Here is a 14,396-nt window from a genome sequence, read left to right as displayed (position 1 = left end):
AATTTATGAAGCAGATTTTGAGTGAAAAGACCTGAATAATTCAGGTTTCATTAAAATCGAAATTGCGCCAGCCAATGTAGTTGGTAACCATAATGCCAAGTGTGATAAAACGGCATAACTCCCAGCTTGGGCAGCAGTCCCACCGAGCATTGATACTGCAGCGAAAGCGGCTAAATGAAAAGGACCAACATAACCCGGCGATGAGGGTACTAGAGTTGAAAGTGTTGCTATTGACATAACAATCACAGCAACAGCGGGCGTTGCATCGAAATCAAATCCAACTAATAAAAAGTAAAATAGACCGGACTCACCAACCCAAACAAACATAGAAATGACTATTATGGAAAATAGAACTTTTGGTCTGGACATGACTTCAAAGTTCGATAATAAGTCACTAATTATTATGAGAGTTTTGTATACACGGTCAGGTCTTTTAGACGATGCTCTTCGACTGGCTATGTTAGCAATATATCGGGCTAGATATCCGCTAAATAGGAAACCTAAAATAAGAGCTGCCCCCCCTAAAACTGCCATTGTGACTGCTGATTCAGCGATTAGCGGTGGAAGATGAGTACCACTTAATGCTACTAAGCCAATTGCCAAGCACCCCAGCAATGTCATCAGGTCAATTAACCGTTCCATAATCAGACTGGTAGTTGCGGTAGTTTTACTTATTCCCATTGCTGAGGGGAAAACAAAGGCGCGAACGACATCACCCAAGCGTAATGGCAATACATTATTGAGTGCGATAGAACCAAGAAATGGTGCTGCGCAGGTGCTCCATTTTATTTTAGTTCCTGTCGCACTCAGCATTATTGCCCAGCGAAAAATTCGCAGAGAATAACCGAATGCAAGGGAAGCGATCCCCATAGCCAGATATTCCCAACGAAAACTTTCTAAAGCAGTAATAACATCAGTAATACTGACCTGACGAGCAATAATTACCAAACACAAAACCGTAATCATGCCGCCAATTACATATTTAGGCCAATTACGTTTTTTGTTACTTTCAGTCATCATTAAGAATTCCACACCTGCCATGGAGCGTTACCTTCACTCCATAACAACTCAAGCTCGCGCTTATCGCGGAGAGTATCACAAGGCTGCCAGAAACCGGAATGTTGGAAAGCTGCCAATTGATTGTCTTTAGCTAGGTTAGCTAATGGAGCTCGTTCCCACGATGTTGCATCATCTTCAATATACTTAATAACTGAAGGTTCAAGTACAAAGAAACCTCCATTAATCCAGCCAATTTCGTCGCTTGGTTTTTCTTCAAAGCTCGTTACATGATGGTCTGCATTTAGGTTTAAAACCCCAAAACGACCAGGAGGTTGAACCGCAGCTACTGTCGCAAGTTTACCATGACGTTTATGGAATGCGATTTCCGACGTAATATCAATATTAGATAAACCATCACCATAGGTTAAACAAAAAGTTTCATCACCCAAATATTCAGCAACACGTTTCAAGCGGCCACCAGTCATTGTATCTGGGCCCGTATCTATCAGCGTTATTTTCCAATCTTCTGACTGGCTATTCAATATGCTATGTTCACCTGTACTCAGGTCAATACTCATATCAGCCATATGGCGATAGTAGTTGAAAAAGAACTCTTTTATAACGTAGCCCTTATAACCTAAACAAATAACAAACTCTTTAATGCCATGATGAGCATAGGTTTTCATGATATGCCAGAGTAATGGGTGCCCTCCAATCTCTACCATAGGTTTTGGTTTGGTATCAGACTCCTCAGCAATACGAGTCCCTAAACCGCCGGCTAAAATAACTGCTTTCATGTAATCACCTATTTAAAATTTTAATTCAGATTGAGGTAAATTAAGACTTTTCTCTATCGTTGCAATGGGTGCTGCCCTGAGTAGCAAATATATACGTAAGATGTATTCGCCTATTATTCCCAGTAAAAACGAATTAAGACCGATACCAAATAATACAAGTATATGGATACTAGCAAGTCCACGAGGTAACTCAGGGTGGAATAAACGTAAGACTATATAATAAAGAGCACCTAATAAGCTAATTGCTAGGATGATAGAACCTAGAAATGATGCAGCACGAAGGGGAACTGTAGAGTGATTAAATACCGCAGTTAGCCCTAATCGGACTAGTTGCGATATATTAAACTTACTTTCACCTGCGATTCGTGGATCTCTTTCATAGGAAATTCCTGTTTGGTTAAATCCTAGACCAGCAATCATTCCTCTCAGATAAGGACTAGAAGTCTTTATCTTGCACAGCGCGTTAATTACTTTTCGATCAACTAAACGAAAATCACCAACATCTCTTGGTATTGGATGCTCACTGACTTTATCGATTAACCAATAACCTAGTTTTCGGAAATTATTGATTAACCATCCTTCTGGTCGTTTTTTCCTGATGCCATAAACTACATGAAAGCCTTGTTGCCATAGCTCGAAAAATGACTCTAGCATTTCAGGCGGATCTTGTAAGTCTGCATCAATTTGCATTACAGCATCACCTTTCGTGTGCATATAGTTTGCAAGAATTGAGCGTTGGAAACCATAATTCTTAGAAAAACTGATTGCTTTTACTCTAGGGTCTTTGCCAGCAAGTTCGCTTAGTAGTTCCCATGTATTATCATCAGAATGATTGTCTGAAAATACGAACTCCAAATCACATTTTTCGCTCATTTTATCAGCAAGTTCACATAGCCTTGAATATAAGCTCGGAAGGTTTTCTGCTTCATTAAGAACAGGAATTGAAATGGAAATTAATGGTTTCCTGTTAGCTAAATTGTTTTTTTCCTCTGTCATACCAACAAGTCCCTACTCAGTAAACATTTTTTTAAATAAATTAAAATACTAGGAAGCGTGTCTCTAAACTCAATTCCATTTAACTCAGTTGGCCGATGGGATATAGTGCCATAATTATCATCTTTGGGTTCAGGGTATGCTCCAATAGATAATAAATTTTCTAGTTGAAATTCTTTAAATATATAATTTGCAATATCTTTTAACTTTACTGGTTGCCCATGACTTAAGTTGAAAATTCCATTAATATTACTACTTATTAGTTTATGGATTGCATCAACATCGTCATCAATATGATGGTATTCTCTTAATTGGTTCCCTGGAGACATCTCAAAAATTGATTTATTTTTAAGGGAATTATAAAGTTGGCCAAGAAACATAAAGGGGCTTGGTAAGCCGGCACCGTATAGAGTATGTATTCTAATGTGCAATACATTCTCACTTGATAAATTAGATATATAGTTACCAAGCATGGTTTTACTATTTATATAGGTATTTTTAGTAGATACAATTTCTTCCATTATAGTGCCGAAAGTAACAACTTTGAGCCCTAAATGAGATGTAGCCTCGATAACATTCTTTGGCAGTAAATAGTTAACATTCAGATGCGCTTTTGGCGATAATTTTGGGTCAAGCAATCCTGAAGCAATAAAAATGATAGAGTCAGGTTTAGACTTTTCTTTAAAATAATTTGAAATTTCATCATGATAGGAGGTCCCTCCCCAGTTTTCATAGATACTTCGATCTAACGCAGTAATACTCTCTCTCGGGTAAGATTGGTATATTGCATTGCCTAGGCGGCCACGACTGCCTATTACAAAATTCATTCTTTAATACCCTCGCGCCATGTATTTATTTGCTTTAGAGTAATTTCTCTGGCATTGGCAGGGTTTTTATAAAAATCGCGGTACCATGCTGATGTTTCTTTGACAACACGCTCAGTATCCCATACAGGACACCATCCAAGTAGATTACGTGCAAGAGAGCTGTCTAATGCTAAGCTCCCAGCTTCATGTAGTGGATTATCCATGTAATTTAATGATGGACGTTCCCAATTTAGGGACATCAATTCTAGTACATCACGGACAGAGTATTGTTTTGCATCTTGTGGGCCTAAATTCCAAGCTCTCGAGTAGAGGTCTGGTTTATCAGAAATTAGGCCAGACATCAGAAGTATATAGCTGTGAACAAGGGCTAGTACATGTTGCCACGGTCGTGTTGCTTCGGGATAACGTAGTGTTAATGAACTGTTTTCTACGATGGCTCTTGCAAAATCAGGAATTAGTCGATCTTCAGACCAGTCTCCCCCACCAATAATATTTCCGCCTCTAGCAATTGCGATAGCTGGGCCTTTACCTTCAGAAAATGGATACGAGGCCGCAAAGCTTTGAATAATCATTTCCGCAGCGGCCTTAGAGGCACTATAAGGGTCTTTTCCACCGAGCGGGTCATTTTCACGGTATGGCCATGGCCATTCATTATTCTTATAAACTTTATCTGTGGTAATACATAAGACACCTTTGACACTTTTTACCATACGAGCCGCTTCGAGGACATGGGCAGTGCCTTGCGCATTTACTAAAAATGTCGAAACAGGTTCTCTATAGGACCTACGTACCAAAGGCTGGGCTGCAAGGTGGAGAATTAAGTCCGGTTCGAAATCTTCAACAGCTTGAAGAATTTCATCATAACGGCTGATATCACCGAATGTGGTAGGGATATCCTCAGCCAAACCAAGACAATCAAACAATGCAGGAGATGTTTCTGGAGGAAGAGAAAAACCAGCAACGTTTGCACCGATGGACTTTAGCCACAAACAAGCCCACCCTCCAGTAAAGCCAGTATGACCAGTAACCAATACTTTTTTACCAATGAGTGACTTTTCAAATTTTAGCTCGGTAAGCATAATTTTCTTCTGTTATTGTTTGATGGTTATAAGCTTAATTGAGAGGCATATATTTTATATAATAGTACTCTAAACATCAAACTCCATTAATGGATTCAAGGCAAAATCACATCGGCAGTTTACTCTCGTAAATATAAAAATTGCCATAAGTAGCATAGACGTAAAGTGAATAGGTGATTATTGGATATTCCCGAAACTTCACTCAAAAGTTAATTTTTTTCTTTAAAAGCACTTGTAAGGCAACATATTGTATTATTTAGTATAGTAATTTGTAATCCTTGTGCTTATCTTGCGCCAGATGGTGATAAAGTGACCTTAATGATGAAAAAAATTATATATCTACGGAGTAACTACCCATGTCAGCTCTAACCATTAAGCGGTGGATTAAACGGATTGTACTGGTCTTGGTGGTAATCTCAGTTACCATATTGGCGATAAGAATTTATGACACGCAACGTGGGCCAAAACTCGAGCTTTGGCACACGTTTGTTCCGCATGACATGCGGGCAGCTGAAATTGATAAAGCTAATTGGGCTGATTACATCAAAGCTGAAAACCAGGTTTTCGATGAAGTTCGAACGAATGTTACCGAGAAACTGGAACCCAGAACTCAGGTTCCCTTAAACCGTTATTATTCTGGTAGCTCGATTTATCCACCTCATTTTAAAAATGACTGGAACCGTTCTTATATTTTGCAACCCGATGGCAAGCCTAAAGGTGCTGTTGTCTTGTTGCATGGCCTTACTGATACCCCTTACAGCTTACGTCATATTGCTGAAAACTATCGTCAACGTGGGTATGTCGCCGTTGGTATTCGTTTACCTGCTCATGGCACTGTCCCCGGAGCCTTGACCGATGTTGAATGGCAGGATTGGCTAGCGGCTACGCGCCTGGCTGTCCGTGAAGCTAAAACCTTAAGCGGCCCTGATTTGCCACTGCATGTTGTTGGTTTCTCTAACGGCGGCGCATTGGCAATGAAATATACGCTGGACTCCATGGATGACCCCAAACTGGCAAAACCGGAGCGTGTTATCCTGATCTCCCCAATGATTGGTGTAACCAGTTTTGCACGTTTTGCTGGCGTGGCGGGCTGGCCTGCTATCTTCCCAGCTTTCGCCAAAGCGGCTTGGTTGGGGATCGTGCCCGAGTTTAATCCATTCAAATACAACTCATTCCCGGTTAATGCTGCTCGACAGTCTTATTTGTTGACGTCCGTGTTACAACAGCAAATTGCGCGTGATGCCCGAAACAATAAAATGGATGAGTTACCGCCAATTTTGACTTTCCAGTCATTAATGGATTCAACGGTCAGTACCCGTGCCGTTGTGACGGCTCTCTATAACCACCTGCCGAAGAATGGGAGCGAGGTGGTGCTGTTCGACCTGAACCGCGCAGCTAGTTTCGGCCCGTTATTAAGAACATCTTCTTATACGGCTTTGGCCCGTTTATTACCGCCACCACCGCGTAATTATAGCGTAACCATAATTACCAACGTTTCACCGCAAAGTAATGAAACAGTGGCGTTAACGACACTGGCAGGCCAAACCAATGAGACGTCAGCGCCGACAGGATTAATTTATCCGCCGGATATTTTCTCGTTATCTCATGTGGCATTACCCTTCCCAATGAGTGATTCACTTTATGGTCGCTACCCTGAACCGCGAGATCAATACGGTATCAGTCTGGGGACATTCGCTGCACGTGGCGAGCGGGCAGTCTTGGTCGTTGGATTAGATTCACTGATGCGTATCTCATCCAACCCATTCTATCCGTATATGTTGCAACGCATAGACGACAAGATAGATGCTCCTGCTAAATAGTAGTTTTTATAAATAACAGTGTTTCTAAGCCCCCTAATTGGGGGCTTTTTCATAATGAGTGCCATACTTTCAAATCGAACATGTTCTTCATATTTATTGATCCTGAAAGGAAAGCACCATGTCTATTGAAAAAGTGGTATATCGTGCCAAAGCGAAAGCAACGGGTGGCCGCGATGGCCGGGCAACATCTTCGGATGGTGTGTTAGATGTAAAATTGGGCGTCCCTAAAGAGATGGGTGGCGCTGGCGGTGCAGTGACAAATCCAGAACAACTGTTTGCGGCGGGTTACTCTGCCTGCTTCCTTGGGGCACTAAAATTTGTGGCATCAAAAGAAAAGGTGAAAATACCTGATGATGCCAATATTGAGGGAACAGTGGGTATTGGTGCTATCCCGACGGGATTTGGCATCGAGGTTCAGTTGGATATTAGCTTGCCGGGTATTGAACGCAGTGTTGCTGAAGATTTAGTGAAGAAAGCCCATGTTGTTTGCCCATATTCCAATGCTACCCGTGGCAATATTGACGTCACGTTGAATATCAAATAAATCACTTTCCCCGTTCAAAAGCCCATGAGAATTATCTTGTGGGCATATCGTGTTTTCCTCCCTTTTTACTGCTGACAGAACAGATAAATCCTTGCTGGGCTTTGCATTAGCCCGCGGATTGAATGACTAAGAATTGTTAAGATAATTCTTGTAAGTAAAATCAATAGCGTGCTTATTAGCTTTGGACTGAACCTGAGGAGGGGTTCACTGTCTGATTGATTCAAGCCGCAAATAGTGTCTTTGGAGACCTTGCGTTATATGGACAGAGTTAAATCTTTATCGCAGCAAAGCATTTCTTTGTTGTTGGCTGTTTATATTGGTATTTTCCTGAATATCTCTGTCTTTTATCGTCGTTTTGACACCTTTAGCCAAGGCATTCAAGGTATAAAAGTCGTGTCTGCTATCACCGAAGTGATGGCCATTATTCTATTTACCTTTTTCGTTATGCGCATCATTTCCCTTGGGGGACGATGGTTTTATCGTGTAGTGGCCACTCTTCTGGTGTTAATTTCTGTTGCGGCCAGTTATTACATGACTTTTTTCAATGTTGTGATTGGCTATGGCATCGTTATTTCTGTTTTGACCACGGATACTGATCTGTCGAAAGAGGTTATCGGATTTCATTTTGTTATCTGGATGGTTGTCGTCAGTGCATTGCCTCTGCTGCTTATCTGGAAAAATACCTTACGGCTCACCTTACTTGAGCAATTCCGGACTCCGGGCCAGCGTATCAAACCAATATTGTTGATGGTGACTGTGGTTGCCTTGGTTTGGTTACCGATTCGCTATCTGGATAAAAAACAACTCGCGGATGAGCAACTGAAAACGGTGGATTTGCCGAGTTATGGCGGAGTTGTCGCTCACTCCTACCTGCCCTCTAACTGGTTGGCGGCATTGGGTTTATACGCTTACACGCAGTATGATGAACAGTATGATGCGGCGACATTATATGACCCCGCCGAGCACCATACTTATATCGCCCCAGCCGGAATTGATGACACTTATGTTGTGTTTATCATTGGTGAAACCACTCGCTGGGACCATATGGGGCTGTTGGGATATTCACGCGATACCACCCCGCGCCTAAGTAAAGAAAAGAATTTAGTCGCTTTTCGTGGCACATCCTGTGATACCTCCACCAAACTTTCATTGCGCTGTATGTTCGTGCGCGAAGGGGGAGCAGAGGAAAATCCACAACGCACACTGAAAGAGCAAAATGTGTTCGCTGTGATGAAGTCTCTGGGCTTTACTTCCGAATTATTCGCGATGCAGAGTGAGATGTGGTTCTACAATAATGCGAATGTTGATAATTACTCATTCCGTGAATTGATTGCTTCTGAGAAACGTAATGATGATAAGCCGGTAGATGACATGTTGCTGGTTGATGAATTGAAAGAGTCACTCGGGCGTTACCCGGTCGGCAAACACTTAGTGATATTGCATACCAAAGGTTCACATTACCTCTATTCCCAACGTTATCCCCGTAGCTATGCTCGCTATCAGCCCGAATGTATGGGAGTCGATGATTTTTGCAGTAAACAGCAACTGGTGAATGCTTTTGATAACAGTGTGTTGTACACCGATTCATTTATTGCGAATGTGATTGATCAAATGCGTGATAAGAAAGCATTGGTGTTTTATGCCGCAGATCATGGGGAATCCATCGACGATAATTCTCACTTCCACGGCACCCCGCGTGAAATGGCACCACCAGAGCAATTCCGCGTGCCATTGATGGTTTGGGCATCAGATAAGTTTTTAGCACAACCGGGCAGCCTCACCGCTTTTGAACAACTGCAAGCAGAGCAGCGCATTGGCAAAAGCCATCGTCAGGTTGAATTGTTTGACTCTATCCTCGGCTGTTTAGGCTATACCTCACCCGATGGTGGAATTAATGCAGACAATAACTGGTGCCAGGCCCCAACACGGCATATTCAGCCCGCAATATAACTAATTGATGCAGGTATAATCCGATATGGATTGAATTTTGATGGCAATCCCCATCGTGAATTTAAGGTTACGGTATACTCCTGTTACGATCCTTTCTCGGCTGGAGTCTTCCGTGATTTACCGCGTTGCTTTTATTGATGATCACGATATCGTGCGCTCAGGTTTTGCCCAATTACTTGCTCTGGAGGATGATATCCAGGTCGTGGGTGAATTCAGCTCAGCGAAGCAGGCCCGCCTTGGATTGCCGAGTCTACAAGCGAATATCTGTATTTGTGATATTTCTATGCCTGATGAGAGCGGGTTGGATTTACTGAAAGATCTCCCCTCAGGGATGGGGGTGATTATGCTTTCGATGCATGATAGCCCGGCGCTAGTTGAAATGGCGCTCGAGCGCGGTGCGAGAGGTTTTCTCTCCAAACGTTGTAAGCCGGAAGATTTGGTCTCTGCCGTCCGGACGGTAGGCAGTGGTGGGGTCTATCTGATGCCTGAAATTGCCCAACAATTAGCGCGTATTGCTGTTGACCCGTTAACTCGCCGTGAGCGCGAAGTCGCTGTGTTATTAGCACAGGGTAGGGAAGTGCGCGAAATTGCCGAGTTGCTGGGTTTATCACCCAAAACTGTTCATGTGCATCGCGCTAATTTATTTGCCAAGCTGGGGGTCAGTAATAATGTAGAGCTGGCCAAGCAGGTATTGAATTTATGATGCAGCGTTTGATAATGCTGTTGGCATTATTCTTTATTTATATCACCGCCGCTTTCTGTTTATGGTCTGTTGGCACTCAATTGGTTGACCGGCCCTTACAGGCGCTACTGCTATTTCCGTTCGGCCTACGCATGGGTATTTTATTGCAAAGCCCACGGCAATACTGGCCGGGAATTCTATTGGGTGACGCCTTATTATGGTGGCTGCTAACGGACCAATTTGGTTTCCCTGAATTATTGTGGTTCGCTATTCCACTGTTGCTGGCGACGACCTTATTAGCAGTTTTCACATCCCCCTGGCTATTACGCCATCAGAAAAATGACAGTGAATGGAAATGGCCCTTAATGCAGGGCGCAGTTATTATCGGGGCTGCGTTGATACAGGCATTGGGATGGCAAATTGCCAGTAAACAGGGCGCGATGGCGTTATTATTGGGTTTGGTTGGCGGTTTTACTATTGCGCCGATTTGCCTGTTATTGTGGCATTACCTAGCGCGCCAAATCTGGACACCATTGGAACCGGGGCTGATTCATAAACCTATTAATCTGCGTTTGAACCACATTATGTGGTATCTGCTGTTGTTTGCGTTGAGTATTTGGCTGCAACATCATATTACCGAATCGGATTTATATTTATTCGCTCCTTTCTGTCTGGCTATTCCTATTGTATTTATGTCTTACCGCTATGGCTGGCAAGGGGCCGTGGTGGCGACTCTGCTCAATGGCATGGTGTTATTAATTAATACTCCGGTCGAATTAGATTCACACCGTGATTTACTGTTGTCATTATTGGCGCAGAGTTTGACCGGCTTATTATTAGGGGCCGGAATCCAGCGGCAACGCGAGTTAAACCAGCAATTGCGAATCCGGCTGAATGAAAATCGAGAATTAGCTAAAGCTTTGGTAGTGGCGGAGGAGCATGCTCGCCGCGATGTTGCACGTGAGTTGCATGATGAGGTAGGGCAGACCGTGACGGTCATCCGCACTCAAGCCAGTATTATCAAGCGGTTAACGACACAACCTCAGGTTTTAACCAGTGCCGAAATGATAGAGACGCTGGCTTTACGGGTTTACGATGGCGTTCATGATGTGTTAGCAAAATTATGGCCTGCAGCATTAAATGACTTACCGGTTTCGGCGGCTATTGCAGGATTGATGCGTGAACTTATCCCACAAGATCAGTCTGTTGTGGGGGTGTTGCACTGGCAACTGGATGATAATCCAATTGATGAAACACTCAAAATTACGCTATACCGGATTTGTCAGGAGGGGGTGACTAATGCCTATCGGCATGGGGCTGCCAGTCGGATTGAGATTAATGCGACACAGGATAATCAGAATATATATCTCACCATCCGCGATAATGGGAAAGGCATAGATTTGGCGACATTAACACCAGGTTACGGGTTGCGCGGTATGCAATCGCGGGTGAGTGCATTAGGCGGCAGCTTTAGTTTAAGTGTTGATCAGGGCACTTGCTTAAGTGTGATCTTGCCCACAGATTCCTCACCTGTTCATGAAAACTAGGAAATATTCTCGTTTGTCATGGGAATTTACCTAATTAGTTTCGCGCGTGCGCGCATCATGATGACCGCACTTATATAATATTCTGAGGTTCAACATGTGGTCTTTCCTCAAAAGTAACGATAACGTGCCGGCGGTAACAAATCAGGAACAGATTGATTCGTCCTATAAATACTGGCGTATCCAGTTAATGTGGACGATGTATATCGGCTATGCGGCTTTTTATTTTACTCGTAAAAGCTTCAATTTCATTATGCCGGCCATGCTTAGTGACTTGGGCCTGACGATGTCAGATGTTGGGATTTTGGGCACGCTGTTTTATATCACCTACGGTTGTTCCAAGTTTATTTCGGGGATGATCAGTGACCGCTCAAACCCACGTTACTTTATGGGTATTGGTTTGGTCATGACAGGGATAATTAATATCCTGTTCGGCATGAGTTCTTCATTGCTGGTATTTGGCACCTTGTGGATCATCAATGCCTTCTTCCAGGGATGGGGCTGGCCGCCATGCTCTAAAATATTGACCAGTTGGTATTCCCGCTCGGAACGTGGCAGTTGGTGGGCAATCTGGAATACTTCACATAATTTTGGCGGTGCATTAATTCCCTTGCTAGTTGGCTTTATTTCTCTGCATTTTAGCTGGCGCTACGGCATGATTATTCCCGGCATTATCGGCGTGGTCATTGGTTTACTGATGTGCTGGCGACTACGTGATAAACCCAGCACTATGGGGCTGCCAAGTGTGGGTAAGTGGCGCAATGATGCAATGGAGTTGGTGCAGGAATCTGAAGGCCAAGGGCTATCAAATAAAGAAATAGTAAAGCGCTATGTTTTAACCAATAAATATATCTGGTTGCTGGCAGTTTCCTATGTGCTGGTTTATATCGTTCGTACGGCGATCAATGACTGGGGAAACCTCTATTTGACGCAAGAGAAAGGCTATTCATTAATGACGGCCAACTCGGCAATTTCATTATTTGAAGTGGGTGGATTTATCGGCTCCCTGGTCGCCGGTTGGGGCTCCGATAAATGGTTCCGCGGTAATCGTGGGCCGATGAATCTGATATTCGCTATCGGTATCTTCCTGTCTGTCGCATCATTGTGGATTATGCCGGGAGTCAGTTATGTCTTGCAGGCGGGGTGCTTCTTCGCTATCGGCTTCTTTATTTTTGGCCCACAGATGCTCATTGGGATGGCCGCCGCTGAATGTTCACATAAAGATGCTGCGGGAGCAGCCACAGGATTTGTTGGGTTATTTGCTTACTTAGGCGCTGCATTATCAGGTTATCCTATTGCTCGCATTATGGAGATTTGGCACTGGAATGGTTTCTTTGTGGTTATTTCCGTGGCGGCTTGCTTATCTGCCTTCTTCTTACTGCCATTCTTACGAGCGCAATCACCACAACTGAGACAAGCTGAAGCTTGATTTTTACTCGAATGATTCAGTTTTAACCGCCGGTGATGCTTTTAACAACAGTCACCCGCAGGTTGTTAAAAAGTGATTGACGGCCTAAATGTGTAGCAGTAAGATGCGCCCCAATTCGGCGAGTAGCGCAGCTTGGTAGCGCAACTGGTTTGGGACCAGTGGGTCGGAGGTTCGAATCCTCTCTCGCCGACCAAATTTAAGAACCCTGACAGCAATGTCAGGGTTTTTTTTCATTTCTATCTTTCCTCAATCTCAATGGTATCTCATTAAGTCTCAATATATTCAATTTCAAATCATCTTTATATTATCAATAATCTCATTTTATCTTATAGATATTAATCATTTCTGACGGTATATGTTTTTTATTATTCTAACATATTATATGTATTTCATCATATTGACTTTATTTTATTTAAAGCCGCTAATTGATATCGGTTCTATCAGTGATGAGCCTAATGTAATAACCACATTAACTATCCTATAAGAGGAATGATATGATTTTTATTAATGGTCTTAAAAGAAGAAGATTATCCGCGTTACCTCTTTCTATCATGCTTTCGTTATGCGGTATTTCCGTATCCCATGCCACAAATATTATTGCGGACGTGGCTGCACCAAGCGGACAGCAAGCCGATATTAAAATAGAGGCTCAGACATTATTACCAGTCCCTTGCCGCTCTGTCATGGGTTGTGGTGAAAAAACCACAATAAATATTCAATCACCAGATAAAAATGGATTGTCACATAATAAATATACTAAATTCGATGCACCCCATATTAATGATGTTGTCATCTTGAATAATAATTTGTCCAACGAGAGTAATGGTAATCCAAATTTGGTAAATTCAGCGGCAAAGATCATTTTAAATGAGGTGAGATCCCCACAAGCCAGTCTTTTAAATGGCAGCGTGACACTTTCTGGTCAGGATGCCCATGTTATTATCGCTAACCCATCCGGCATTGATTGTAATGGGTGTTCATTTACTAATATATCTCATCTGACTCTAACTACGGGTAGCTCATATTTCAGTCATAATAACAAACTCCTGGGCTTTAAGGTCTGGGATGGGAAAATTAATATTAATAGAGGAAAATCAAACAATCCGGGTTTAAGTCACAAAGGGAGAGATAAAGGCTCGGCCTATCTCGATTTGTTCACTAATTCATTAGAAGTAAGAGGTTATCTTCAGGCGGATGATCTTTTTGTTATTGCGGGGAAACATAAAATAAGATTGGCATCCCCTGGTGAAAAGATGGGCCTCGAGAAATTAGTTGCCTATCTTAGCCCGCCAGATGACATCGACAGTGCTAATGTCAGAAATATGGACGGAATGTATGCCAATAAGATACGAATTATTGCAGAAGAAAATATTATCAATAGAAATGTTATTCAATCCAAAAATGCACTCCAGATGGTATCAGGTGGAAATATTGAAAATAGTTTTGGTGCGAACATAACTGCTGGAACCGTACTGCTATATAGTGGCGGCGTGCTCCACAATGTACATGGAAAAATAAAAGCCAGTAACTCAAATGATAAATCAACTATGAATATAGTTGCAAAAAGATTGTTCAATAATTATGGAAAAATACACTCACACGGTAAAAGTATAAAAATAGATCTTGATAACCCTATCGAAAATCATAAAGGCGATATAGCTATTATTGGTAAAATAAATAAAAAACAGTTAAAAGTCTAATATTACCGTTTTGCATTAAATATATCTTAGTT

General features: G+C 42.5%; 12 protein-coding genes and 1 tRNA gene. 8 read left to right on the top strand and 5 right to left on the bottom strand.

From position 1 onward, the window contains the following. Positions 1-3 precede the first annotated feature (3 nt). The 5 genes from F0T03_RS20960 to rfbG are packed head-to-tail and all read right to left on the bottom strand — an operon-like array spanning position 4 to position 4,695. Positions 4-1,020 (bottom strand): lysylphosphatidylglycerol synthase transmembrane domain-containing protein, encoded by a 1,017-nt coding sequence (locus F0T03_RS20960; protein ID WP_159680503.1) that lies wholly within the window; start codon positions 1,018-1,020, stop codon positions 4-6. After that, entirely contained in the window at positions 1,020-1,796 is a 777-nt protein-coding gene (rfbF, locus tag F0T03_RS20955; protein WP_159680501.1) for a glucose-1-phosphate cytidylyltransferase, read from the bottom strand. The genes F0T03_RS20960 and rfbF overlap by 1 nt, the downstream gene beginning before the upstream one ends. Before the next feature lie 12 nt (positions 1,797-1,808). After that, positions 1,809-2,792 (bottom strand): glycosyltransferase family 2 protein, encoded by a 984-nt coding sequence (locus F0T03_RS20950; RefSeq protein WP_159680499.1) that lies wholly within the window; start codon positions 2,790-2,792, stop codon positions 1,809-1,811. After that, positions 2,789-3,616 (bottom strand): NAD-dependent epimerase/dehydratase family protein, encoded by an 828-nt coding sequence (locus tag F0T03_RS20945; RefSeq protein ID WP_159680497.1) that lies wholly within the window; start codon positions 3,614-3,616, stop codon positions 2,789-2,791. The genes F0T03_RS20950 and F0T03_RS20945 overlap by 4 nt, the downstream gene beginning before the upstream one ends. Next, positions 3,613-4,695, bottom strand: a complete 1,083-nt coding sequence (rfbG, locus tag F0T03_RS20940) for a CDP-glucose 4,6-dehydratase (RefSeq protein WP_159680495.1) — start codon at positions 4,693-4,695, stop codon at positions 3,613-3,615. Before rfbG ends, F0T03_RS20945 begins: the two co-directional genes overlap by 4 nt. Before the next feature lie 356 nt (positions 4,696-5,051). Between rfbG and F0T03_RS20935 the strand changes: the two genes are divergently transcribed. From F0T03_RS20935 to F0T03_RS20900, 8 genes are all read left to right on the top strand, one after another. Beyond that, positions 5,052-6,515, top strand: a complete 1,464-nt coding sequence (locus F0T03_RS20935) for an alpha/beta hydrolase (RefSeq protein WP_145554148.1) — start codon at positions 5,052-5,054, stop codon at positions 6,513-6,515. Between the two features lie 118 nt (positions 6,516-6,633). Next, on the top strand, positions 6,634-7,059 hold the full coding sequence (locus tag F0T03_RS20930) for an organic hydroperoxide resistance protein (RefSeq protein WP_050155683.1): 426 nt from the start codon (positions 6,634-6,636) through the stop codon (positions 7,057-7,059). A gap of 258 nt (positions 7,060-7,317) precedes the next feature. Then, the gene (eptB, locus tag F0T03_RS20925; protein ID WP_145554150.1) at positions 7,318-9,009 is read left to right on the top strand and encodes a kdo(2)-lipid A phosphoethanolamine 7''-transferase; all 1,692 of its coding nucleotides are present in this window, start codon (positions 7,318-7,320) and stop codon (positions 9,007-9,009) included. A 112-nt stretch (positions 9,010-9,121) separates the two neighbouring features. Then, the gene (gene uhpA, locus F0T03_RS20920) at positions 9,122-9,712 is read left to right on the top strand and encodes a response regulator transcription factor UhpA (protein WP_159680493.1); all 591 of its coding nucleotides are present in this window, start codon (positions 9,122-9,124) and stop codon (positions 9,710-9,712) included. Beyond that, entirely contained in the window at positions 9,709-11,238 is a 1,530-nt protein-coding gene (uhpB, locus tag F0T03_RS20915) for a signal transduction histidine-protein kinase/phosphatase UhpB (RefSeq protein ID WP_159680491.1), read from the top strand. The genes uhpA and uhpB overlap by 4 nt, the downstream gene beginning before the upstream one ends. Positions 11,239-11,332: 94 nt before the next feature. Beyond that, the gene (gene uhpC / locus F0T03_RS20910) at positions 11,333-12,664 is read left to right on the top strand and encodes an MFS transporter (RefSeq protein WP_159680489.1); all 1,332 of its coding nucleotides are present in this window, start codon (positions 11,333-11,335) and stop codon (positions 12,662-12,664) included. Between the two features lie 116 nt (positions 12,665-12,780). Continuing rightward, positions 12,781-12,857 (top strand) — tRNA-Pro (locus F0T03_RS20905). 301 nt (positions 12,858-13,158) lie between these two features. Continuing rightward, positions 13,159-14,364 carry a two-partner secretion domain-containing protein gene (locus tag F0T03_RS20900; RefSeq protein WP_145554158.1) on the top strand — a complete coding sequence of 402 codons (1,206 nt, stop codon included), beginning with the start codon at positions 13,159-13,161 and terminating at the stop codon, positions 14,362-14,364. The last annotated feature ends 32 nt before the right edge of the window (positions 14,365-14,396 follow it).

The organism is Yersinia canariae (assembly GCF_009831415.1).
In the GTDB taxonomy this organism is placed as follows: domain Bacteria; phylum Pseudomonadota; class Gammaproteobacteria; order Enterobacterales; family Enterobacteriaceae; genus Yersinia; species Yersinia canariae.
The sequence above is the reverse complement of the archived record's forward strand: the minus strand, read 5'-3'. Positions and strand labels throughout refer to the sequence as shown.

Bases quoted from the DNA above. Each gene is read 5' to 3' on its own strand.
- F0T03_RS20960 (WP_159680503.1), bottom strand. From the start codon at position 1,020: ATGATGACTGAAAGTAACAAAAAACGTAATTGGCCTAAATATGTAATT.
- rfbF (WP_159680501.1), bottom strand. From the start codon at position 1,796: ATGAAAGCAGTTATTTTAGCCGGCGGTTTAGGGACTCGTATTGCTGAG.
- F0T03_RS20950 (WP_159680499.1), bottom strand. From the start codon at position 2,792: ATGACAGAGGAAAAAAACAATTTAGCTAACAGGAAACCATTAATTTCC.
- F0T03_RS20945 (WP_159680497.1), bottom strand. From the start codon at position 3,616: ATGAATTTTGTAATAGGCAGTCGTGGCCGCCTAGGCAATGCAATATAC.
- rfbG (WP_159680495.1), bottom strand. From the start codon at position 4,695: ATGCTTACCGAGCTAAAATTTGAAAAGTCACTCATTGGTAAAAAAGTA.
- F0T03_RS20935 (WP_145554148.1), top strand. From the start codon at position 5,052: ATGTCAGCTCTAACCATTAAGCGGTGGATTAAACGGATTGTACTGGTC.
- F0T03_RS20930 (WP_050155683.1), top strand. From the start codon at position 6,634: ATGTCTATTGAAAAAGTGGTATATCGTGCCAAAGCGAAAGCAACGGGT.
- eptB (WP_145554150.1), top strand. From the start codon at position 7,318: ATGGACAGAGTTAAATCTTTATCGCAGCAAAGCATTTCTTTGTTGTTG.
- uhpB (WP_159680491.1), top strand. From the start codon at position 9,709: ATGATGCAGCGTTTGATAATGCTGTTGGCATTATTCTTTATTTATATC.
- uhpC (WP_159680489.1), top strand. From the start codon at position 11,333: ATGTGGTCTTTCCTCAAAAGTAACGATAACGTGCCGGCGGTAACAAAT.
- F0T03_RS20900 (WP_145554158.1), top strand. From the start codon at position 13,159: ATGATTTTTATTAATGGTCTTAAAAGAAGAAGATTATCCGCGTTACCT.